This window comes from Streptomyces spiramenti (assembly GCF_012034385.1).
Lineage (GTDB): Bacteria > Actinomycetota > Actinomycetes > Streptomycetales > Streptomycetaceae > Streptomyces > Streptomyces spiramenti.
Window position 1 is genome coordinate 1 of record NZ_JAAVJB010000067.1, and the last position, 23,076, is coordinate 23,076.

The following is a 23,076-nucleotide window of genomic DNA, read 5'->3' on the forward strand; positions in this document are numbered from 1 at the left end:
CCCCCCCCCCCCCCCCCCCCCCGCCGCGCGGCGCGGCACCCGGCGTACGCCCCCCACCGACCGCCCCGACCCATCGACAGCCCGCGGCCCCCGGCCCGGACGCGGGCGGGCCCCGGCCCGCCGCTCCCGGACGAACCCGACGAACCCAGGGAAGACATGACCCACCACCTCGCCGACCGCACCCAGCCGGCCGCCCCCGCCACGGGGCGGGCCGCGCCCGCCGAGGAGTCCTCCGAGACCGGAGCGGCCTCCGACTGGTGGCGCGGAGCCGTCATCTACCAGGTCTACCCGCGGTCCTTCGCCGACGCCGACGGCGACGGCATGGGCGACCTCCCGGGCATCCGCGCCCGGCTGCCCTACCTCGCGGACCTCGGGGTGGACGCCGTCTGGCTGAGCCCCTTCTACGCCTCGCCACAGGCGGACGCCGGCTACGACGTCTCCGACTACCGTGCCATCGATCCCATCTTCGGCACCCTCGACGACGCCACCGCCCTGATCGACGACGCCCACGGCCTGGGGTTGCGCGTCATCGTCGACCTGGTCCCCAACCACTCCTCCGACCAGCACGTCTGGTTCCGGCAGGCGTTGGCCGAGGGCCCCGGCTCCCCGATGCGGTCCCGCTACCACTTCCGCCCCGGGAAGGGCGAGAACGGTGAACTCCCGCCCAACGACTGGGAGTCCATCTTCGGCGGCCCCGCCTGGACCCGCTCTGCCGATCCGGACGGCACCCCCGGCGAGTGGTACCTGCACCTCTTCGCCCCCGAGCAGCCCGACTTCGACTGGGACAGCCCGGAGGTACGCGAGGAGTTCCGCGCGGTGCTGCGGTTCTGGCTCGACCGCGGTGTGGACGGCTTCCGCATCGACGTCGCCCACGGCATGGTCAAGGCGCCCGGACTGCCGGACATGGGCCACGCCGGCCAGTTGAAGCTCCTCGGCAACCAGCAGCTGCCGTTCTTCGACCAGGACGGCGTGCACGAGATCTACCGCGACTGGCGCCGCATCCTGGACTCCTACCCCGGCGAGCGCATCGGCGTGGCCGAGGCGTGGACCCCCAGCGAGGACCGCACCGCGCTCTACCTGCGCCACGACGAACTGCACCAGGCGTTCAACTTCCACTACCTGGACACCGGTTGGGACGCCGACGCCCTGCGCCGCGTCATCGACTCCTCGCTGGACGCGATGCGCCCGGTGGCCGCCCCCACGACCTGGGTGCTCTCCAACCACGACGTGGTCCGGCACCGCACGCGGCTGGGCGAGGCCCCGGGCCGCGACCGCGCCGCCTCGCTGCTGATGCTGGCCCTGCCGGGCTCCGCCTACGTCTACCAGGGCGAGGAACTGGGCCTGCCCGAGGTCACCGACCTCCCCGACGAGGTGCGGCAGGACCCCTCCTTCTTCAAGGACAACGGCCAGGACGGGCTGCGCGACGGCTGCCGGGTGCCGCTGCCCTGGACCCGCGAGGGCAGCTCGCTCGGGTTCGGCCCTGGCGGCAGCTGGCTGCCGCAGCCCGCCGACTGGGCCGCGCTGTCGGTGGAAGCGCAGACCGGCGACCCCGGCTCCACCCTGGAGCTCTACCGCGCCGCGCTGCGCATCCGCCGTGAGCACCCGGCGCTCGGCGCCGGTACCGGCGTGCGATGGGAGGAAGCGCCCGAGGGCGTCCTCGCCCTGCGACGCACCGCCGGCGACGGCTCCGCCGTGGTCGTCGCCGCCAACACCACCGGCGCGCCGGTGGAGCTGGACCCCGCCCTCACCGCCGGTGAGGTGCTGCTCGCCAGCCGCCCGTACGAGGGCGGCCCGCTCCCCGCCGACACCACCGTGTGGTGGCGGGCGTGACGCAGGCTCCGGTCGGACGCCCCCCGCGGGGGGCGCCGGCCGGTCCGGCGCGGCTCGCCGACATCGCCGGTCAGGCGGCGGTGAGTGAGGCCACCGTCAGCCGGGTCCTCAACGGCCGGGCGGGGGTGGCGGCGGCCACCCGGCAGAAGGTGCTCGCCGCGCTGGACGTCCTGGGCTACGAGCGGCCGGTCCGGCTGCGGCAGCGCAGCGCCGGGCTGGTCGGACTGGTCATCCCCGAGCTGACCAACCCCATCTTTCCCGCGTTCGCCCAGGTGATCGAACAGATGCTCGCGGGGCACGGCTACACCCCGGTGCTCTGCACCCAGACCCCCGGCGGCGCCACCGAGGACGAGCTGGTGGAACAACTCGTCGAACGCGGCGTCACCGGCATCGTCTTCATGTCGGGACTGCACGCCGACACCAGTGCCGACCCGGGCCGCTACGTCCGGCTGGCGGGCCGGGGCGTCCCGTTCGTCTGCATCAACGGCTTCAACCCGGCGGTGGCCGCCCCGTTCGTCTCCCCGGACGACGCCGCGGCGACCCGCATGGCGGTGGGGCACCTGCGCGACCTCGGCCACCGCCGCGTCGGGCTGGCGGTCGGGCCCACCCGGTTCGTACCGGTGCAGCGCAAACTCGCCGGCTTCCTCGCGGCCACCGGGCTCGACGCGCACCAGGCGCGCGAGGCGGGGCTGGTGCAGCACACCCTCTTCAGCGTCGAGGGCGGCCAGGCCGCCGCCGGGGCGCTCCTCGACGCGGGCTGCACCGGGGTGGTCTGCGGCAGCGACATGATGGCGCTGGGCGTCGTCCGCGCGATCCGCCAGCGGGGGCTGCGGGTGCCGGAGGACGTCTCGGTCGTCGGCTACGACGACTCCGACCTGTTCGCCTTCACCGACCCGCCGCTCACCACACTGCGTCAGCCGGTTCGCGCCATGGCCGCGGCGGCGGTGGACTCGCTGCTGGAGGAGGTCGCGGGCAACGCGGCCCACCACAACGAGTTCGTCTTCCAGCCGGAGCTGGTGGTGCGCGGCTCGACCGCCCCGCCGGCCGGCTGAGCCGGCCGGGACGCGGGCGGCGGGAGCCTCCGCCTCGGGGGCGTCGCCCCCGGGGACTCCGCCCCCGGCCTCAGCCTCGGTCCTCGGCCCGGGGGCCGCCGCTCCATTCCGGCGCGTCCTCGTCGTGGTGGCCGAGGGTCACGGTCAGCCCGCCCAGCCGATAGGCGCGCCAGGTCATGCCGTGGCTCCGGGCGGTCGAGGTGACGCGTTCCCCGTCCCCCGGGTCGTGGGTCTCGTCGTCCACCGGCACCTGCCGTGCGGTCTCGCCCGCGTGGAAGAGCAGGTCCCGCCGCAGGCAGCTGACCGGGTCCAGCTCCGGTTCGCCGCCGCCGGTGTGCCGCCACGTCGTCAGCGTGGCGGGTGTGCCGTCCGCCGCGGTGTGCACGGCCAGGGTGCGCAGCACCCCGTGGTCGGCGCTGACGCCCGTGATCCAGCTCAGTGCCGCGACCGGCCCACCCCCCGGCGTGCGGGGCACCGGAGGCGCGCCCAGAGGATGGAGCTGGGAGTCGGTGGAATGGGCGTAGACGGTCCATTCCGGCTGCGGCGCACGGGACATGGCACGACGGTACCGCTACCGGCGCGCGTCGCGCGGCGGTTCGGGGGAGTGCGCCACCCCTGGCAGGCGGGGCCCGCCGGGGTGCGCGCGAACGGTTCCGTGGGCGTGAGGGGAGCGGGCGGGACGCGTGTCGCAACTTCTTGCGCAACAGGTTGCGTTGCCATCTTCCTGCGACGTCCCGGTCGGGGCGCCGTTGCGTCAGAACTCTTGACCGCAGGGTGAGCCACATCTACGGTCCTGCGTGCAAGGAGTTGCAGAAATTTCCGCCGACTCCCTGCCGGCGTCGTCGCCCCGTGATCGCCCCCGCGGGCGGGGCACGTCGCTCTCCAGGCTCCACGGGTCCCCCGGCGCTGGGACGGCGGCGGGAGACCCTCCCCACGTTCCTACCGGAGGCGTCATGTCCCCCAGCTCAGGTAGACCCGCACCCCGCCGCAGAGCACGAGCCGCCGCGGTCGCCGCCACCGCCGCCGCGATGACGGCGGCGACCCTGGCGGCCGGTCCCGGCGCCCAGGCAGCGCCCCCCGGCGACAAGGACGTCACCGCCGTCCTCTTCTCCTGGGACTTCGACTCGATCGCCCGCGAGTGCACCACCCGACTCGGCCCCGCCGGCTACGGGTTCGTCCAGGTCTCCCCGCCGCAGGAGCACATCCAGGGATCTCAGTGGTGGACCCAGTACCAGCCCGTCAGCTACGACATCACCGGCCGCCTCGGCAACCAGCAGCAGTTCCGGTCGATGGTGAACACCTGCTCCGACGCCGGGGTCGGGGTGGTGGTCGACGCGGTCATCAACCACATGGCCGCCGGGTCCGGCACCGGCACCGGGGGCAGCTCGTACACCAAGTACGACTACCCGGGGCTGTACGGCAGCCAGGACTTCAACGACTGCCGTCAGGACATCGCCCCCGGTGACTACGCCGGCGACCGCTGGCGGGTGCAGCACTGCGAACTGGTGGGCCTCTCCGACCTGGACACCGGCAGCGCCTACGTGCAGCAGACCATCGCCGGCTACATGAACACCCTGCTCGACTGGGGCGTCGCAGGCTTCCGCGTGGACGCCGCCAAGCACATCCCGGCCCAGCACATGGAGCAGATCCGTGCGGGCGTCGGCGACGGCTCGGTCTACTGGAAACAGGAGATGATCTACGGCGCGGGGGAGGCGGTCCACCCCGACGAGTACACCGGCGCGGGCGACGTGCAGGAGTTCCGCCACGCCTTCGACCTCAAGCGGATCTTCCAGAACGAACGCCTCGCATACCTCGACGACTTCGGCCCGAGCTGGGGCTACCTGCCGTCCGCGGGCGCCGGGGTGTTCGTCGACAACCACGACACCGAGCGCAACGGCTCCACCCTCACCTACCGCGACGGCTCCACCTACACCCTCGCCAACGTCTTCATGCTGGCGTGGAACTACGGCAGCCCCGACATCCACTCGGGGTACGAGTTCACCGACTACGACGCCGGACCGCCGCGCGGCGGCGAGGTGCGCGACTGCTACCAGGACAACTGGAAGTGCCAGCACGCCTGGAACGAGATCTCGTCCATGGTCGGGTTCCGCAACGCGGTCGGCGACGCCGGAGTCACCGACTGGTGGGACAACGGCAACGACGTCATCGCGTTCGGGCGCGGCGACCGCGGCTACGTGGTCATCAACCACGAGTCCGCGCCGGTCCAGCGGACCTTCCAGAGCTCGCTCCCCGGCGGCACCTACTGCGACGTGCAGTCCGGCCGCGCCGTGACTGTCGACGGCTCGGGCCGCTTCACCGCCTCCGTCGCCGCCGGTACCGCCCTGGCGCTGCACGCCGGTGCACGCGACTGCTCGGGCAACGGCGGCCCCGGCGCCCCGCAGCCCGGCCAGTCCACCGCGGCCTTCGGCGTCCAGGCCACCACCCGCTGGGGCGAGTCGCTCCACGTCGTCGGCTCCGTCCCGCAGCTCGGTTCCTGGAACCCGGCCGCGGCCGTGCCGCTCGGCTCCACGGACTACCCGCTGTGGCGCGGCCAGGTGACGCTGCCCGGCGGCACCTCCTTCGAGTACAAGTACCTGCGCAAGACCGAGGACGGGGGCGTCGTCTGGGAGTCCGGTGCCAACCGCACCGCGACGGCCGCCGCCACCGGCCGGATCGACCTCGCCGACACCTGGCGCGGCTGACCCCTCCGCGACGGGCCGCCCCGGCCGCCACCGGGGCGCCCCGTCCGCCTCACCCACCCCCACCCCCGAAGGAGCACCCCCACCGTGCCGCGACCCCCTTCACCCCGCCGCCTGCTGGCGGTCGCCGCCTCTGCCGGCGTACTGGCGACGCTGCTCCACGCGGCTCCCGCCCCGGCCGCCCCCACGCCAGGCACGCCCCTCACCGTTGGGTCGTCGGCCACCGCCGGGCGGACCGCTCAGACCGACGCCCACGACCTCACCGAGGCCCGCGCCCACTGGATCGACCGCGGGACCGTCGTCTGGCCGACGCCCGTCGACCCCGGCGCCGCCTGGCAGCTGGTGCACGACGCCTCCGGCTCGCTGACGACGGCCGACGGGGAACTCACCGGCCCCGGCACCCCGATCGACCTGACCCCCACCACCCTCACCGACGAGCAGCGCGACCGATTCCCGCACCTCGCGGACCAGCCGGCCTTCGCCCTCACCGGAGCGGGCGCCCGGTCCGCCGCCGACGCGCTCCGCGGTCAGGTCGTCGCCGTGCACCGCGGCCCGGACGGCGCGCTGCTCCGCGCCACCGGGGTCCAGCTCCCCGGCGTGCTGGACGACCTCTACGCGGCCGAGGCGACCGGCGCCACGCTCGGTGCCTCCTTCCTCGACGCCACCCCGGGCGTCCCCGCCGCGGACACCGCCACCAGAGCCCCGGGCGGCGCCACCGAGGGGCAGTGGCGGCCGGGCGTCCCCCGGCTCGCACTGTGGGCACCGACGGCGCAGCAGGTCCGGGCGGAGATCGACGGCGAACTCCACCCGATGCGGCGGGACGACGCCGACGGGGTCTGGTCCGTCACCGGCGACGCGGACTGGTACGGCGCCGCCTACCGTTTCCACGTCACCGTGTGGGCGCCCGAGGCCGGGGCCGTCGTCACCAACGAGGTCACCGACCCGTATGCGACCGCGCTGACCACCGACGGGACGCACAGCCTGGTCGTGGACCTCGCCGACCCGGCACTCGCCCCCGACGGCTGGGCGGACGCCGCCGCGCCGGAGGCGGTGCCGATGGCTCGGGCGGCGATCCAGGAGGTCCACGTCCGCGACTTCTCCGTCGCGGACCCCACCTCCCGGCACCCGGGCCGCTACCTGGCGTTCGCGGAGGAGGACAGCGACGGGACGCGGCAGTTGCAGCGGCTGTCCGACGCCGGTACCACCCACCTGCACCTGCTGCCCACCAACGACATCGGCTCCGTCCCGGAGGACCCGGCCGACCGGCGCGAACCCGACTGCGACCTCGGCTCCTTCGCCCCCGACTCGCCGCGCCAGCAGGAGTGCGTCTCGGAGGTCAGGGGCCGCGACGCCTACAACTGGGGCTACGACCCGGTGCACTTCAACGTGCCGGAGGGCTCCTACGCCACCGACGCGGAGGGCACCGCCCGCACAGTGGAGTTCCGCGAGATGGTGCGCGCCCTCAACGAGCGCGACCTGCGGGTGGTCGTGGACGTCGTCTACAACCACACCTTCGCCGCCGGCCAGGACGAGCGTTCCGTGCTGGACCGGATCGTCCCCGGCTACTACCACCGGCTGCTGGAGGACGGCAGCGTCGCCGACTCCACCTGCTGCCCCAACACCGCTCCCGAGCACGCGATGATGGGGAAGCTGACCGTCGACTCGGTCGTGCTGTGGGCGCGCCACTACCGCGTCAACGGCTTCCGGTTCGACCTGATGGGCCACCACCCCAAGCAGAACCTGCTCGACGTCCGCGCCGCCCTGGACGAGCTCACCCCCGAGCGGGACGGCATCGACGGCGCCGCCGTCGTGCTCTACGGCGAGGGCTGGAACTTCGGCGAGGTCGCCGACGACGCGCGCTTCGAGCAGGCGACCCAGCGGAACATGGCGGGCACCGGCATCGCCACCTTCTCCGACCGGGCACGCGACGCCGTGCGCGGTGGCGGCCCGTTCGACGAGGACCCGGGAGTCCAGGGGTTCGGCTCCGGGCTGTGGAGCGCCCCCAACGGCTCCGCCGCCAACGGCAGCCCCGACGACCAGCTGCGACGGCTCCTCGGCTACCAGGACCTGGTCAAGGTCGGGCTGACCGGCAACCTCGCCGACTACCGTTTCACCGACTCCGCCGGGCGCGAGGTGACCGGCGCCGAGGTGGACTACAACGGCTCGCCGGCCGGGTACACCGCAGCCCCGGGCGAGGCCGTCGCCTATGTCGACAAGCACGACAACGAGGCGCTGTTCGACGCCCTCGCCTACAAGCTCCCCGCGGACACCGCACCCGCCGACCGGGCCAGGATGCAGGTGCTGGCGACGGGCACGGCGCTGCTCTCCCAGGGTGCCGCCTTCGGCCAGGCCGGTGCCGAACTGCTGCGCTCCAAGTCGCTGGACCGCAACAGCTACGACTCGGGCGACTGGTTCAACGCGATCCACTGGGACTGCGAGGCGGGCAACGGCTTCGGACGCGGCCTGCCGCCGGCGTGGGACAACGAGGACAAGTGGCCGTGGGCCGCGCCGCTGCTCGCCGAGGAGTCGCTGCGGGTGGGGTGCGCGGAGATCCGCGCCACCGAGGCCGCCTACCGCGACCTGCTCACGATCCGCACCACCGAGGACGCCTTCGGGCTGACGACCCTCGACGAGGTGCAGCGGGCGGTGTCCTTCCCGCTCTCCGGCACGGAGCACGAGGCACCCGGGGTGATCACGATGCGCGCCGGTGACCTGGTGGTCGTCATCAACGCCACGCCGGGGACCAGCAGCCAGCACCACCCGTCCTTCCGGGGCGCCGCGTTCGCGCTGCACCCGGTACAGGCCGAGGGCGACGACCCCGTGGTGCGCGGGGCCGCCTTCGACGCCGAGGACGGCACCTTCGACGTGCCGGGCCGGACGGTCGCGGTCTTCACCCTCCGCTGACGGCCGGACCGGAGGTGCCGGGGCAGGCGGCCCCGGCACCTCCGATCCGCTCGGGCCGAGCACCAGCACCACGCACCACGGCCCCGGGCCGGGGCCTCGCCCCGGCCCGGGCCCGCCGCTTCGCCCGCGGTCAGCCGAACGTGGCGTTCCAGGTCGCCGGCCCGACGACGCCGTCCACCGCGATCCCCGCACGGCTCTGCAACGTGCGGCAGGCCGACTCGGAGGCCGGGCCGTAGGAGGAGTCCACGGTGAGTGAGAAGCCGTGGGCGCTGTTCATCCGCGACTGCCAACTCCCCACGCTCGCGTGGTTCATGACCGGAGGCTGCCGGAAGTACACCCCCGGCCACGGCGGGGTCCCGGGGCCGCCCCCGCCCGGGTTGAGCCGGCCGTCCTGCACCAGCGGGTAGAGGTTGCCGGGGCAGGCGGTCGAGGTGTGGTCCCGGTGGCCGTTGACCGCCCCGCCCGCGCCGCCGGAGGCGCGCAGCCGGGTGATCGCCATGTGGAAGGCGTCGATCAACTCCGCCGTGATCGGGTCGTAGTTGCCGGCGGTTCCGCCGGTCAACCCGCAGACGGCGTACCAGTTCTGGTTGCCGGGAGTGGTGCCGTTGGCGGCGGTGCGCTGCCCCTCACCGCGCCCCTCGAAGACGTACCCGTGGACGCAGACCAGGTGGCTGTAGGCCACGTCGGTCCAGCCGTTGGTGTCCATGTGGTGGTTCTGGATGCCGCGCACCTGCCCCGCGCAGTCGGCGTGGCTGGTGCGGGCCACCCGGACGCCGTCCACGTGGTGCACGGAGACCCCGCCGTGCTGCGGGGTGATGTCGGTGTTGCCCGAGCGACGGGCGCGGGCGCCCCACTGGGCGCGTGTCACGAAGATCGCCATCTCAGCCGGCCCTCCCGTGCAGCCCGCAGGCCACGCTGGCGTTCAGCGGTTCGGCGCCTCCCGCGGCACTCGCCGCCCAACGGGCGGCGGGGTGGTCGGGGTGGGTGACGACGGGGAGATCCCCCGGCGCGGCCACGGCCGTGCCGGCACAGATCACGGGGAGTGCGACCGCGCCCCCGGCGGCGGCTGCGACGGCGGTCAGGAAACCGCGTCGCGAGGTCTTTCCGGACAATGCTCCTCCAGCGAACTGGTCGGTTCGGTACCGGACGTCCCTCGAACCCTGTCCTCGCCGCCGCGCCGCCACCGGCCGGGCCGCAGCCCGGCCGGTGGCGGCGCGGGTGAGTGGGAGCCGCGGTACCGGAGTGGTCGCCAGCGTTGTGCCCGTTCCTGAGGTGTACATGACACGTATCCGCGTGGAGGTCGCGGGAAGTCATCTCCACGGCATCTTCGCGCGTAGATCCCTTGCCGGTCCAGGTGGATGTACGGTCCGCCGCGAACGAACCGCCGGAGAGCCACGGCAGCGGGCGGGAGCGGGCGCGTGCCGTCCGTGCCGTGCCGCGGAGAGTGGCCCCCGCGGCACGGCACGGCGAGCGGGTCAGCTCAGCGCCGCGACCGTGGTCCCGTCCGAGAGCGTGCCGCTGAGCTCCGCCTCCGCGCCCTCGGTCGCGGGGAGTGCCGCGATCCGTCCCGGCACGGACCCGCTCACGCCGCCCTCCGCCGAGATCGAGGCGACCCCCTCGGTGCCGGCGGCGAGCAGGAACCACTGCTCGTCATCGCTCTTCCAGAGGATGCCGCCGACCAGCTCCGGCGCCCGCTCCCCGCACGCCGCGGTGTCCTCGGCGCGTGCCGTGACCACCCCCGGCGCCACCGCCTCGCCGTCGGCCTGCGGGCCCTGGAACTGCGTCATCGCGCGCGAGCCCGCGCCCCGCCACGTCTCCGCGCGGGTACAGACCCACTGCGCCGTGCCGCCGCCGCCCGGCAGCTCCTGGGACGCGAAGGACACGCTCGTCACGGTGCGCACCCCCTCGCCGTTCACCGAGGAGAGGTGGCAGGCCGTCCGGGCCCAGACGTCCGCGCCCGGCCCCTCCAGCGGCGACCCCGCGTCGCCGCCGAGCTGGGCCGGCAGCAGCTCGCCCATGTCCGCCAGCACCGCGGGCGCCGGGGCGCCGCCCGCGCCCTCACCGCCCGCGCCCTCACCGCCCGCGAACCGGACGACCGGGTAGGTGGTGCAGCTCTCGCGGTTGAAGACGTTGGCCACCGGGCCGGTCACGCCCTCCTCGTCCAACGCCAACTCCCGCGGTTCGGCGCCGGGGAGCAGCAGGTCGTGCACCTCCGCCGCGGCCACCCACGGCGCGGTCAGGTACCGGGTGGTCTCCGCGTCGCGGTTGAGCACCACCGCTGAGGTCGAGCCGTCCGCGCCGTCCGTCCTGGCGAAGTCGAGCACGGCCCCCTCGCCCTCCAGCGGCTCGCCGTAGCGGACGAGCCGCAGACCGTCGTGCATGATCACCAGCCGGGCGTCGCCCACCTCCCCGGCGTACAGCAGCTGCGGCGGCCCGGCGGCCGGTCCGGCCGCGGTGCCGGGGGTGGCCGACACCCGCACCGAGTCGTCCGGGTCCGCCCACACGGCGAGCGCGCGACGCAGCAGGTCGTTGTCGTCGGTCAGCGCGCCGCGCGCCGGCCAGGCGGCGAAGTCGAGCCGGGACGCGGACTGCCAGGTCTCGGCTCGCGCCTTGACCACGAGCGACGGGTCCAGCGCCTGCAGGGCCGCGGGGTTCCCCGACGGCCCGCCGTCCGGCACCACCGCCAGCAGGCCCGCCCCCACGACCACCGCCGCGGCGACGGCGACCGCGGTCCGCAGACGCTGCCGCCGCCGCACCAGGTCGGTCGGGTGGAGGTGCAGCACCGCCGGGTCCTCCAGCTGCGGCGGCACCGAGGCGGGACCCGCCTGCTCGGCCTCCTCCGCGCCCGGCAGCCGCGCCGCCGAGGTGACCGCGCCGTGGGCGTGGGGTTCGCTCATCCCGGCCGCGACCAGGAGCGTCCGGGCCTCCTCGCGCGACATGCCCTCCAGTCGCTGCAGCGCGAACGCCGCGCGGGTGCTGCTGGAGACCCCGGCCAGCGCCTTCTCCAGCGCCAGCGACTCCCCGCCGCCCGACCTCGGCCGCAGCCGCAACCCGAACACGCGCGGCAGCAGCGGCTGTGCCCGTCGCAGTCGGCCCAGCTCGCGTCCCGCGAGCCGCGGCGGTCGGCCGGTGTCCAACGCCTCACGGAGCGCCCGGAGCCGGACCAGCGCGTAACCCGGGTCACCGGCGGGGCCGTTCGCGGCGCGCTGCCTCGGTACGGCCGCCGCCTCGTCCGCCACCGACTTGGCCCGGGGCAGGGCGCGCTGGGCGACCGCATGCGCGGTCAGCACCCGGCGGTGCCGGCCCAGCGACGGGGGTAGGACCACGTAGGCCAGCCGCACCAGCCGCCGGTAGTGCTCGACGATCGCGGCCTCGGCCTGCTCCATGTCGAGCGGCCCCGGGGCCCCGGCGCCGCCGTCCCGGGGGTGGGTGTTCACCGCGGTCGTGGCGCCGCCGGGGAACGGACCGGGGACGCTGGGGGGACGGCCGTCGCTGGCGCGGCCGTCGGGTCGGGAGGGGTTCGCAGGAGTCGACACATTCGGCTGAACGAGTGGCCGAGGTCCCTGGTTACTGCCCGACCAGCCGCACGACCGGTGCGCGGCGCGCGGGTGCGGCGCACGGGCCCCGCCCGCGCCGGTCGGGTGGGCCGGGACCGCTCGCCGGCGCGCTCGCTCAGGGGAGGAAGAAGGTGACCGTGCCGTAGAGGCCGACGAGGACGAAGATGCTCCCGACGAGCAGCTGCGACGTCCTCCCCGCCTTGTGCGTCCGGTCGTGCCCCAGGCCGATCCGGGCGAACCGGCTGCCCCAGCGTGCGGTGTTGGCCTCGGCGAGCCGCTCCCGGAACACGATGAGGGCCACCCCCACGCAGGCGATCAGGAGGGGCACTGCGAGCTCCATGGGCCTCCTCTCCGGTCGGGCGGGCCGAGCTGTGCGGGCCGGTTCCTGGCGAACGGCCCGTCGACACGGCGACGCGTTCGGCATGGCCTACCCCGGCGACGGCGGGGCACGCCCCCGGCCCCGGCGCCCGCCCACCGGTCGGCCGCCCGGTCCGCCCGCTGCGATCGGGGCGGGCGGACGCGGGGTGCGGCCGGACGGTGGCGGCGCAGCGGTGAGGTAGGTCAGCCGCGCGGCAGGGAGGTGCGCAGCACCTCCGGGAGCGTCGCCCAGTCGGAGGTCAGGACGGTCGCGTGGTGCCCGGCGAGCAAAGCCGCCCGGTCGAGCGCCTGCGCGGCGGTCGGGGTCCGGTTGTCGATCGCCGGAGCCACGGAGTGGGCGCCGGTCATGACCAGGACGTAGTTGTTGGCGGCGTACCACCCGGTGTCGATGCCCGGACCGGTGTAGGCGGTCGCGGCGCCGTCGAAGACGACGAACCACGGGCGCAGCGAGGCGTCCTGGTAGCGGCCGGTGCGGGGGTCGCCCGCCTCTGCGCCCAGCACGGCGGGGAACGCGGTCGCCTGGTCCGCACGGCCCGCGGCGGCCAGGTCGCGCAGGTGGCGTGCGTACTCCACGTCGGTCCACAGCGTGTCGAAGGGGTTGCGCTGTTCGACGGTACCGGGGATGAGGTGGATGACGAACCGTCCGGCGAGCTCGTCGCGCGTCGGCCAGGCCCCGGCGCGGGCGGCGGCGTCCAGGGTCGGGTGGGCGCCGAGCAGCTCCCCGGGGCGGTGGACGGCGTCGCCGAGGATCTGCCGCACCAGGGCGTCGAACTGGGCCGGTCCGCGGCCGAGGTTGGCGGCGAAGCCGTCCTTCATCTCGAACTTCAGGTGGATCGGCCGGTGGCCGGGGTTGGCGTCGTGCCAGGCCCGCAGGTCGCGCAGGCAGCCCGCCAGTCCGTGGTCGCGGGGGCCACCCCGCAACTGCGAGGCGTCGGAGGCGTCGGCGCAGTTGTTGTCGTTGCCCAGCGGGTTGTCGTGCGCGACCCGCCAGGTACCGCCGAAGAAGTTCGTCCAGACGTCGAGTTCGACGAGGCCGGCGCCGGAGTCGAGGGCGTCGGCGAGGTAGGGGAAGGTGGACTTCTCGTAGGCGTTGTGCACGCCGACCGTCGTGACCGACGGGTGCGGGAGCGAGCCGGTAGCGTCGGAGGCCGAGGCCGCCTGCGTGGGGGAGGGGACGAGCACGGCGGCCAGAGCCGCCAGCGCCGTTCCCGTCAGGACCGTCCGGGTACGTGCGGAGTTCCGCATGCAGCCACCCCTGGGGTGAGCCGGGCCGTAGTGGGGCCCGGAGCTGGTCAAAACCCTTGCACCGTAGGGCAGTTCGGGCAAACTGCGGGAGGTCGGCCAGGGGATCGGCCGGTGTCCACCGCCTGAACGACCGAAGCCCGCCGTTCCCGCCCCCCTGGCAGTCGGCGGGTCGGACCGCGACGGGCGGCGGCCGGGGCGGCCGGCACCAGCCGGGCGGCCCCCTCCTGCCAGGAGACCGCCACCGGGGTGCCCGGTGCCAGGGGGCGGTGCGAACCGCTCGGCAGCTCCACGTCCAGCTCGGGGCCGTCGCCGCCGACGCGCACCCGGTAGGCGACGGTCTCCCCCGTGTAGCCGGCGGTCAGCACCGTGCCGACGAGGACGCCGTCACCCGCGGCGGCGTCGGCGTCGAGGACGACCCGGTGGGGCCGCAGCAGCACCGTGACCGCCTCGCCGGCCGCCGGGGCGTCGCCCTCGGCGGTGATCCGGCCGACACCGGCCACCTCCACCGCGGTCGCCGCGCGTCCGTCGACGGGCGGCCTTCCCCGGACCACCGTGGCCGGGAGCAGGTTGGCCCGCCCGACGAACTCGGCGGTGAACCGGGACGCCGGCCGCTCGTAGATCTCCTGCGGGCTGCCGAGCTGTTCCAGCCGTCCCTCGTGGAGGACGGCGACCTGATCGGCCATGGAGAGTGCCTCGTGCTGGTCGTGGGTGACGAAGACCGTCGTGATGCCGGTCTCCTGCTGGATGCGGCGGATCTCCTCGCGCATCGTGTTCCGCAGCTGGGCGTCGAGGTTGGACAGCGGTTCGTCCAGCAGCAGCACCTCGGGACGCACCACCAGCGCCCGGGCCAGTGCCACGCGCTGCTGCTGCCCCCCGGACAGCTGCGAGACCCGGCGGCGCGCCAGGTGGTCCAGGCGGACGAGTTCCAGCGCCTCGGCGACCCGCCGCTCCCGTTCGGCCCGGGGCACCTTCCGCATCTCCAGGCCGAACGCGACGTTGCCGGCCACGTCCATGTGCGGGAAGAGGGCGTAGGACTGGAAGACGACGCCCATGTCGCGGCGGTGCGCCGGGACGTCGGTGACGTCCTCGCCGTCGACCAGGACCCGTCCGGCCGAGGGCGCCACGAGCCCCGCGATCATCCGCAGCGTCGTCGACTTGCCGCACCCGGACGGACCGAGGACGGCCAGCATGGCGCCGCGGGGGACGGAGAGCGAGACCCCGCGGACGGCCGCGCCGTGGCGGCCCGGGTAGGTCTTGACCAGGCCGTCGACGACGAGGTGGCCCTCGCCCGCCCCGGTGGCGGTCGCCGCGACCGGGTCCGCGAGCGGCGGCGGGCCGCCGGTGGGCTCAGTCACCGATGACCTCCCGCTTGATGCGGTCCACCCACGCGGTGTAGCGCGTCGTGAGCCAGCTCCAGTCGGCCGCGATCTGCTTGTCCTGCTGCGTCTCGGAGGCAGTGGTGCGCTCGGCGACATCCTCGGCCAGCTCGGCGTTCTCGTTCACCGGCGCGTAGTAGGCGTCGTCGCCGAACGCCTTCTGCGCCTCGGCGCCGATCGCGTAGTCGATGAACTTCTGCGCCGCGTCGGCGTTGGCCGAGTTGTTGACCAGGTTGATCGAGTTGACCTGCTGGACGGTGCCCTCCTCGGGGAGCACGGGGACGACCGTGCCGTCCGAGGAGTCCTGGTAGAACTGGCCGCGGGCGTTCCAGCCCACCGCCACGTCGACCTCCCCCGACTGGACCGAGGTGTACACGTCGGGGGAGGGCTGCCAGGTCTGGACGGCCGGCGCCAGCTCCCTGAGCCGCTCGATCGCGGGGTCGATGTCCTGCTGGTAGTCCTCACCGAGGATGTCCGACAGTGCGATGAGCAGAGCCACGCCGCGGGTGTCGGCGATGGGCATCGCCAGCCGCCCCTCGAACCGCTCGTCCCACAGGTCGTCCCAGCTGGTGGGCGCGTCCGGCACGCGGTCGCTGTTGTAGAGGATGGACAGGCTGTCCAGGGTCAGGCCGGGCCCGTACCCCTCCTGGAGCCGGGCGGCGTCGACCAGCTCCTCCAGGTTGGGCACGAGGGCCGGGTCGAGGCGGGCGAACAGCCCCTCCTCGTTGGCCGTGGGCGCCACCGAGCTGTCCATGAGGGCGACGTCCGCCACGGGGCGTTCCTTGGACGCGCGCAGTTTGGCCAGTACCTCGGCGGAGTTCTGGATCGGCACGTAGTCGATCTCGATGTCCGGGTTGGCGTCCTCGAACGGCTCGATGACCGTCTTGGTGAAGGAGTCCTGGAAGGTGCCGAAGAAGCCCATGAAGGTCACCGTCTGGCGGCCGGAGCCGTCCGCGGCACCGCCGCCGGGCGCGGTGGCGGACCCGGCGCAGGAGGTGAGGAGGAGGGTGCCGGTCAGCAGGCCGGCGGAGACGGCGAGAACGCGGGGACGCAGGGGCATGGCGGGTGGCTCCGGTTCGCGAAGGGGAGGCGGTCGGTCGGCGGGGTGGCCGCGGTACGGGGTGGGGACGTCCGGCGGGCGATCCGGGCGGCGGCGCGTCAGCGCATGCCGTCGTGGGGTGCCGTGGCGACGGACGTCCCGGTACAGCAGACCCCTGGGCACGGTGCGCCGGGCGGTGCCGGTGCGCCCAGGGTCTGCATCAGGCGGTTGGCCCAGCCGAAGAGGGCGGCGCAGTGCACCAGGTCCCGCAGCTCCTCGTCGGTGAGTCCGGCCGAGCGCACGGCCGCGAGGTCACCGGCGTCGGCCCTCGGTGCCGGGGCCGCGAGCCGCTCGGCGAACCGTGCCACGGCCTTCCGGCGCGGGTCGTGGCCCAGGGCAGGGGACCCGTGTGCCAGGACCTCCTCGGTGAGGCGCTCGTCCCGCGTCAAGCGCGCGAACTTCCCGGCGTGGACGCCCGCACAGTAGGCGCAGCCGTTGACCCGGGAGGCGACCAGTGTCACCAGCTCCCGGTCGGCCCGCGCCAGGCCGCCGCGGCCGTACATCAGCGCGTTGTAGACGTGCGTGCGGTGGTCCAGGGCTGCCGGGTCGTGGAGCAGCGTCCGGTAGTAGGGCGAGTCCGTCGACAGGGTGGCGTGACGGTCGAGGACCTCGCGCTGCCCGCCGGAGAGGAACTCCGGGTCCACGGGGTCGATCCAGGGGTGCCACACCAGCGGAGCGGAGGTGAGACCCCGGGGCGGCGGCCCGCCCGTTCCGGCAGCCGCGGGGGGCCCGGCCGTCCTGCCGGCGAGCAGCTCCTCGCCGACCGCCACGCGGACCTCGTAGGAGACGAAGGCGACCAGCTGTGCGAGGGAGACGACGGCCGCGTCGTCCAGCCCGGACGCCAGCAGGGAGGCGACACCGTCGCGGCCCACTGCCGCGGGGCTGAGCGTGGCGGTGCGGGTGAAGGCGCGGACGGCCGGGCGTGCAGCGGCTGTGTCGTCGTTCGCCGCGGCGGCCGGTGACCCAGCGGTGGGGCCGCGGCCGTAGCGGGCGGTGAGCTCCGGGCGGCCGGCCGACTCGGCGGCGAGGCCGGCCGCTTCGGCGCGCAGCGCCTCGCCGAGCCGCCCGGGGGCGCGTGGCCTCAGCAGTGCGGCGCGGGCCGCGTCGGTGTGCGCCAGGACGCCGGCTCGGTGGAGCGTGGTGCGATCACCCATCGGGTACTGCTCCTCTCGGCACTCGGATCGTCGGGCGCGGTGGCCGCTTCGGGGAGGGATCCGGTCCGACCCCGGCGGGCCCGGTGCGGCCCGCCCCTCGGCTCGGGGGCGGTGCGGTCGGGACGTCGTCGTCCTTCCGCCACCTGGTGTCGTCCTCGCTGCGCCGCGGACCGATCACCATGCGGACCCGCTTTCGAGACGTGATCCGGAGAGAGAATCTAGCTCGGTCCTATCGAGGCGCGCAAAGCTCACGCGTCGCGGACCGTCGACGCTCCGTGTCCGATACGGGCGCCATCGGTGCAGGTCGAAGACGTATTGCCTGATGCATCAAGCGGTCGACCCGACTGCTCACCCGGCGCTGGGCGGCGGCTGTCGGGTGGGGCCTGATGCATCAGGCGCGTGCGCGGGGGTACGGTCGGTGGGGTCCGTCGCGAAGCGGTGGGCCGGAAAGAACCCAGAAATCGTCTCGACATGCGAGACATCGTCCGGATTGTGAGATCAGGTGAGGTCGTTCCCCTCCTACCGGCGGCTCGCCGACGACCTGCGGGCCCGGATCGCCGCCGGCGAGTTCCCGCCGGGCACAGCGCTCCCCTCCCGCGCCGAACTCGCTGCGGGCTACGGCGTCGGCTCCAACGTGGCCGCTCAGGCGGTACGGCTGCTCGTGGCCGAAGGGCTGGCCCAGGGGAGGGCCGGCCGCGGGGTGTTCGTGCGCGAACCCCGGACCACCGCCACCATGGCGCGGGGCTGGTCCCCGGAGCGGATCGCCGGCCGGCTCGCCGTCGCCCCCGGCGAACCGCCCCGGCCCACCGCGGCCGACGGCTGCGCGGCCACCCGCGTGCTCGCCGGCGCGCCCGGTCTCACCGCCGACCCGGCCCCACCCCCGGGTGATGGGAGCTCCCGCACGCTGCGCGGCACCCCCGACTCCGCCACCGAGGCCGCCACCGCCGCCGTCGCCGGACGCCTCGCGCTGGCGGCCGGCGAGCCTGTCATCCGCAGCGAGTACCTGCTGCACAGCGACGATCTGCCCGCCATGCTCTGCGTCAGCTGGGAGCCCCTCGGCCTCACCGGTGGCACGCCCGTGAGCCTGCCCGGCGCCGGCCCCGTCGCCGGCGGCAGCGTCGTCACCCGGATGGCCTACATCGGCATCCGTGTCACCCACGTCACCGAGACCGTGACCGCGCGCCCCGGCACCGCCGCCGAGACCACCGCCCTCGACCTGGCGGACGGAGCCGTCGTCGCCGCGATCGAACGGACCTACTTCTCCGAGGACCGCCCGCTGGAGACGGCCGACCTGGTCGTCCCCGGCGAACGCTTCCGACTCGCCTACGAGATCCCGGCCCCGCCCGCCACGGACCCGCCCTGACCGCGAAGCTCCCGGCCCCCGGCCGGAACTCGTCCTACGATCGGCCCACCGCCGGAGCGGCGGCACCCAGAGGGAGGCACGCGGTGAGCGAGACCCACGACCCCGGCGACCGGCCCGGCGACCACGCCGCCGCGCCGACCCCACCGGACGCCGGGCGCCCGCCCGCCCGACTCCTCCGGCCGGACGCCCACCGTCCCGGGCGCCTGCTGATGCAGATCCGCCGCACCGACCTGCCCTTCCTGGTCACAGCCGCGCTGGCCGAGGGGGTCGGGTCCAGCGAACTCGGACTCGACCGAGGCCGCCTCGGGAAGGGCCGGCTCGCCGAGTTCCGGCGGGCGGGCGACCGCGTCGTCCTCGTCCTGACGCCCAAGCACCACCGCGCCTCGGGTGACGACGCCGCCCTGCGGGCGGGAGCGGAGTCCTTCGCCGACACGGCGCTGTGGAGCGCCCCGATCATCCATCAGAGCCCCGACGGCCCCGTCGTGGACGCCACCGGACTGGCCCTCCTCGACCTCCACGGCGTGGCCGCCACCCTCGCTGCCCGGGGCCAGGGCGAACACGACCTGGAGCGCGACGCCTCCCACCTGATACCGGACCAGGTCACGGACGGCCCGGCGGGCGCCCGGCTCGCGGCCCGCCTCACCTTCCGCTCCGCCCGGCCCGGCGACGCCGTGAGCGGGGTCGCTCCGCTCCCGGGGACGGTCAGCGTGGTCCAGCACCTCCACCTGGTCCCGCTCCCCGAAGCTCCCCTGACCGCCCGTCACCACCACCCCGACTCCGGTGGCTACGGAATCGGCCACCACGACCACGGAGCGCCGCCCGACCGGGGCACCGAGGTCATCCTCCAGCCCCGCTTCCGCATCCGGGTCGACCGTGCGGGGATACCCGTCGAGCCGGTCGTCTTCCTCGTCGACCCGGCGATCCCCGAACCCTGGCGGAGCGCCGTCGTCGAGGGCGGGAACTGGTGGGGCCAGGCATTCGAACGGGCCGGGTTGCCCGGGGCCTTCCGCGTCGAGGTGGCGCCCGAGGGGACCGACCTCCACGACCTGTCGAAGAACGTGGTCCTCTGGGTGCACCGGGACGGCCGCGGCTGGTCCCACGGCCAGGCGCTCACCGACCCCCGCACGGGCGAGATCCTCGCCGGCCGGGTGCGGCTCGGCTCCCAGCGCACCGAGCAGGTCACCGCCCTGGCGGAGGCGCTGCTCGCCCCCTACGGCCACCCCGAGGAGGCGGAACGGCTCGCCGTGGTGCGCGAGACCGTGCTGCGGCGGCTTCGCCGACTCGCCGCGCACGAGATCGGCCACGCGCTGGGCTTCATGCACAACTTCGCCGACCGCGCGCACCCACTGCCGTCCGTCATGGACTACCCGCACCCGGAGACCACCCTCACCGAGGACGGCGTCCCCGACCTCACCGACGCCTACCACCAAGGGCTGGGCCCCTGGGACCACTTCCTGGTGGCCCACGCCTACGGCCCCGACGCGCCCGGCCCCCCGCCGTTCCCACCCCGAGGCACCGGCGCGCACCTGCCCAACCTCGCCGACGAGGACGCGCAGGGCCCCGGCGCCGCCCACGCGGACGGCGCCGTCTGGCTGCCCCACGAGGTCGACCCCTTCGCGGCACTGGACCGGACCCTGGCCGTGCGCCGCGCCGCGCTGGACGGCTTCACCCGCGGTGTGCTGCCGCCCCACCGCCAGACCGGCGAGCTGGAGACCCGCGCGGCCCTGCTGCACCTGCTGCACCGGCACGCCCTGACCGCCGTCGCCCGGCAGGTGGGCGGCATGCGCTACCGCTATGCCCTCGCGGGCGAGCCCTCGCCGCGCGAACCGGGCACCGAACCCGTCGCCGCCCCCGTCCAGTGGAAGGCGCTCCGGCGCTGCGCCGACCTGCTGACCCCCGGCGAGCTGGTGCTGCCCGACCGGGCCGAGCGGTTGCTCACCCCGCCGGCGATCCGCCGCACCCGCGGCCGGGAGTACCTCGACACCCGCGCGGGGCGCGTCTTCGACCCGCTGTCGGCGGTGGAGGCCGCCGCCGCCCTGGTCGCCGAGTCGCTGCTGGACCCCGCGCGGCTGACGCGCACCGCCTGGCAGCATGCGACCGACCCGGCCCGGCCCGGGCCCGGCGAGATCGTCGACGCTCTTCTCGACGCCTGCTGGCCCCGGGCCGCGGACGACGACGGCGGCTACGGGACCGCGGACCGACCCGGCGTCACACCCGGCCAGGCGGCGCTGGCCCGGCGGACCGCCGGGTGGGTCGTCCTGCGGTACCTCGCCGTCGCGACCGGCGGCGACTCGCTCCCCCCGGCGGTGCGCGACGTCGTCGAGGGCCGGCTCCAGACACTGGCCGACCGCCTCGACCCTCCGGCGGCAGCTCCGGCCGCGGGCCCCCCGAGCGCCACGCCGGACGAGGACCGTGCCTCCGAACGGCGCACCGGCCGCAGGCTCCGCGCCTTCCTCGCCGCCCCGACCACCGCGGGCCTCGGGGCGCCGCCCCGGATCCCGCCCGGAGCCCCGTTGTGAGACCGGGGCCTCAGCGGTCCTCCCGCCGCCGCCCCAGCGTGCGGTGGCACCAGCCGACGGCGACGGCGTTGACCAGCCCGCACAGCGCCACCGACACCACGAGCCACCCCGGATGGTCGGGCAGGGGCAGCAGGAGAGCGAAGAGACTGAGCGGCGCGGTCGCCAGCACCGGCCAGATACCGGCGAACGACGCGTCCGGCGAAGGGGCCGCGCTGACGACGGCCGCCCAGACCAACAGAGCGAACACGAGCCCGAGGTAGCCGAGGGCGATCGACGACGTCAGGGCGGCGCGCAGCGTGCGGGCGACGGGCGAGCCGGCCGCCCCCACTCGGCCTCGGCCTCGGCGGGTGGGCTTCTCCATGGGCGTGGTCCTCTCCGGGACACGGAAGCGGCGGGACGGGAGACGGCGGGGAGGACCGGCCGTCGGCGTGGTCACGGCGGACTCACTCCCCGGCGCCGGGCGGGCGGGGCCGGGCGAGCCCGAGATCGTAGGCGAGGATCGTCGCCTGGACCCGGTCCCGCAGCCCCAACTTCCGTAGCAGCGCGTTGACGTGCGACTTCACGGTGCCCACGGTGATGCCGAGCTGATCGGCGATCTCCGCGTTGTTCAGCCCGCCGGAGACCAGCGTCAGCACGTACCGCTCCCGCTCGGTGAGGCGGGCCATCGCACCGACCGGATGCCTCCCGTGGTCGGGCCCGGCCGCGTAGTGGGCGATCAGCCGCCGCGTGGCCGCGGGGGAGAGAACGCTCTCCCCGGCCGCCACCACGCGGACCCCGTCCAGGAGTTCGGAGGCGCGCACGTCCTTGAGGAGGAAGCCCGAGGCGCCGGCGCGCAACGCGTCGAAGACGTAGGCGTCCAGGTCGAACGTGGTCAGCACCAGCACCCGCGGCGATTCGGGGCGAGAGGTCAGGATGCGGGTGGCGGATATGCCGTCGAGCTCCGGCATCCGCACGTCCATCACCACCACGTCCGGACAGAGTCGTTCCGCCAACCGGACCGCGGCGGCGCCGTCGCCCGCCTCACCCACGACGGTGAGATCCTCCTCCGCGTCGATCACGGCGGCGAAGCCCGCCCTCACCACGCTCTGGTCGTCCACGACCATCACCTTGACGCTCATCGGGATCCTCGCTCCTCCTCGGGGGCGCCGCCGCCCCCTTCTCCGTGGCCCGGGTCCACCGGGCGCCCGCCCGGGGCCGCGTCGTCGACGCGCCCCGCCCCCAGCGGCAGCAGCAGCCGGGCACTGCCCGCCGACGCGGAGGTGAACGTACCGCGCAGCGCCTCGGCGCCCGCCGCCAGCTCGGCACTCCGCTCCGGCAGCAGCTCCCGCAGCCCCTCCGCGCACAGCGTCAGCCACTCCGGGCCGCGCTCCACCCGCAGCACGGCCGGGCCCCTCCCCGCGGCGGCCAGCAGGGACTCCGCCGCCCGGTAGGCCGCCAGGTCCACCGCCACGGGCAGCCCGCGCAGGTCCTCCGGGTCAGCCCGCACCTCCACCCGCCGCCCCGCGGCACGGCTCTGCCGCACCAGCAGGTCCAGCGCCCCCAGCGTGGGCTGGGGACGCCGCTCGGCGTACTCGGCGGTGGTCCCCTGCCGGTCGAGCAGCGCCCGCATGGCGGCGAGCGCCTCCCGGGCACGCTCCGCGGTCTCGGCCAACCGGCCGGCCTCGGCCTCCCGGACCATGGCGGCCGTCCGGGCGAGCACCGTCGTCTCCAACCCCGCCGTGATACGGCTGCGTTCGGCCCACGCCTCCCGCACCGCCTCACCGGTCCACTCGGTGATCCGGTCCTCGTGGGCCAGGCGCGCCGCGCGCGTCCGGGCCCCGTACCGGCACCCGGACCACCACCCCGCGCCCACCGCGGCCACCGGTGCGGCGACCGCCGCGACCGCCGCCCACCCCGGCCC

General features: G+C 75.3%; 16 protein-coding genes and 2 pseudogenes. 6 read left to right on the forward strand and 12 right to left on the reverse strand.

Going from position 1 to position 23,076, the window contains the following annotated elements; all coding sequences use genetic code 11:
• The first annotated feature begins 156 nt into the window (after positions 1-156).
• Entirely contained in the window at positions 157-1,830 is a 1,674-nt protein-coding gene (locus HCJ92_RS10740) for a glycoside hydrolase family 13 protein (RefSeq protein ID WP_167933273.1), read from the forward strand.
• Positions 1,815-2,882 carry a LacI family DNA-binding transcriptional regulator gene (locus HCJ92_RS10745; protein WP_167933274.1) on the forward strand — a complete coding sequence of 356 codons (1,068 nt, stop codon included), beginning with the start codon at positions 1,815-1,817 and terminating at the stop codon, positions 2,880-2,882. The genes HCJ92_RS10740 and HCJ92_RS10745 overlap by 16 nt, the downstream gene beginning before the upstream one ends.
• A gap of 70 nt (positions 2,883-2,952) precedes the next feature.
• Here HCJ92_RS10745 and HCJ92_RS10750 read toward each other — a convergent pair whose 3' ends face one another.
• Positions 2,953-3,438 carry a hypothetical protein gene (locus HCJ92_RS10750; protein ID WP_167933275.1) on the reverse strand — a complete coding sequence of 162 codons (486 nt, stop codon included), beginning with the start codon at positions 3,436-3,438 and terminating at the stop codon, positions 2,953-2,955.
• A gap of 397 nt (positions 3,439-3,835) precedes the next feature.
• Between HCJ92_RS10750 and HCJ92_RS10755 the strand changes: the two genes are divergently transcribed.
• Positions 3,836-5,584, forward strand: a complete 1,749-nt coding sequence (locus HCJ92_RS10755) for a carbohydrate-binding module family 20 domain-containing protein (protein ID WP_167933276.1) — start codon at positions 3,836-3,838, stop codon at positions 5,582-5,584.
• A 252-nt stretch (positions 5,585-5,836) separates the two neighbouring features.
• A pseudogene (gene pulA / locus HCJ92_RS10760) lies at positions 5,837-8,485 on the forward strand (pullulanase-type alpha-1,6-glucosidase); the annotation flags it as partial.
• Positions 8,486-8,615: 130 nt separating this feature from the next.
• Here pulA and HCJ92_RS10765 read toward each other — a convergent pair.
• The 8 genes from HCJ92_RS10765 to HCJ92_RS10795 all read right to left on the reverse strand — a co-directional run bounded on the left by HCJ92_RS10765 (position 8,616) and on the right by HCJ92_RS10795 (position 17,294).
• Complete coding sequence (locus HCJ92_RS10765; protein WP_167933278.1) at positions 8,616-9,365, reverse strand: peptidoglycan recognition protein family protein; 750 nt, start codon at positions 9,363-9,365, stop codon at positions 8,616-8,618.
• 1 nt (position 9,366) lies between these two features.
• Complete coding sequence (locus HCJ92_RS10770; protein WP_245240771.1) at positions 9,367-9,597, reverse strand: hypothetical protein; 231 nt, start codon at positions 9,595-9,597, stop codon at positions 9,367-9,369.
• Between the two features lie 363 nt (positions 9,598-9,960).
• The gene (locus tag HCJ92_RS10775) at positions 9,961-11,922 is read right to left on the reverse strand and encodes a hypothetical protein (RefSeq protein WP_167933279.1); all 1,962 of its coding nucleotides are present in this window, start codon (positions 11,920-11,922) and stop codon (positions 9,961-9,963) included.
• A 235-nt stretch (positions 11,923-12,157) separates the two neighbouring features.
• On the reverse strand, positions 12,158-12,382 hold the full coding sequence (locus HCJ92_RS10780; protein WP_167933280.1) for a hypothetical protein: 225 nt from the start codon (positions 12,380-12,382) through the stop codon (positions 12,158-12,160).
• A 221-nt stretch (positions 12,383-12,603) separates the two neighbouring features.
• Positions 12,604-13,665, reverse strand: coding sequence for a phosphatidylinositol-specific phospholipase C domain-containing protein (locus tag HCJ92_RS10785; RefSeq protein WP_167933281.1), 1,062 nt, complete (start codon positions 13,663-13,665; stop codon positions 12,604-12,606).
• 47 nt (positions 13,666-13,712) lie between these two features.
• Complete coding sequence (locus tag HCJ92_RS10790; protein ID WP_420824694.1) at positions 13,713-15,020, reverse strand: ABC transporter ATP-binding protein; 1,308 nt, start codon at positions 15,018-15,020, stop codon at positions 13,713-13,715.
• Entirely contained in the window at positions 15,013-16,101 is a 1,089-nt protein-coding gene (locus HCJ92_RS24865; protein WP_245240774.1) for an ABC transporter substrate-binding protein, read from the reverse strand. Before HCJ92_RS24865 ends, HCJ92_RS10790 begins: the two co-directional genes overlap by 8 nt.
• 98 nt (positions 16,102-16,199) lie before the next feature.
• Complete coding sequence (locus HCJ92_RS10795; RefSeq protein ID WP_167933283.1) at positions 16,200-17,294, reverse strand: peroxidase-related enzyme; 1,095 nt, start codon at positions 17,292-17,294, stop codon at positions 16,200-16,202.
• Between the two features lie 502 nt (positions 17,295-17,796).
• Here HCJ92_RS10795 and HCJ92_RS25350 point away from each other — a divergent pair.
• Both HCJ92_RS25350 and HCJ92_RS10805 read left to right on the forward strand, forming a co-directional pair.
• On the forward strand, positions 17,797-18,657 hold the full coding sequence (locus HCJ92_RS25350) for a UTRA domain-containing protein (protein ID WP_167933284.1): 861 nt from the start codon (positions 17,797-17,799) through the stop codon (positions 18,655-18,657).
• Between the two features lie 83 nt (positions 18,658-18,740).
• Positions 18,741-21,176 carry a zinc-dependent metalloprotease gene (locus tag HCJ92_RS10805; RefSeq protein WP_338054121.1) on the forward strand — a complete coding sequence of 812 codons (2,436 nt, stop codon included), beginning with the start codon at positions 18,741-18,743 and terminating at the stop codon, positions 21,174-21,176.
• A 10-nt stretch (positions 21,177-21,186) separates the two neighbouring features.
• Here the strand turns inward: HCJ92_RS10805 and HCJ92_RS10810 are convergent, their stop codons facing one another.
• From HCJ92_RS10810 to HCJ92_RS10820, 3 genes and pseudogenes are all read right to left on the reverse strand, one after another.
• Positions 21,187-21,537 carry an SCO4225 family membrane protein gene (locus HCJ92_RS10810; RefSeq protein WP_245240772.1) on the reverse strand — a complete coding sequence of 117 codons (351 nt, stop codon included), beginning with the start codon at positions 21,535-21,537 and terminating at the stop codon, positions 21,187-21,189.
• 82 nt (positions 21,538-21,619) lie between these two features.
• Positions 21,620-22,294, reverse strand: a complete 675-nt coding sequence (locus HCJ92_RS10815; protein WP_167933285.1) for a response regulator — start codon at positions 22,292-22,294, stop codon at positions 21,620-21,622.
• Positions 22,291-23,076, reverse strand: a pseudogene (locus tag HCJ92_RS10820) (histidine kinase); the annotation flags it as partial. The pseudogene HCJ92_RS10820 and the gene HCJ92_RS10815, both read right to left, overlap by 4 nt.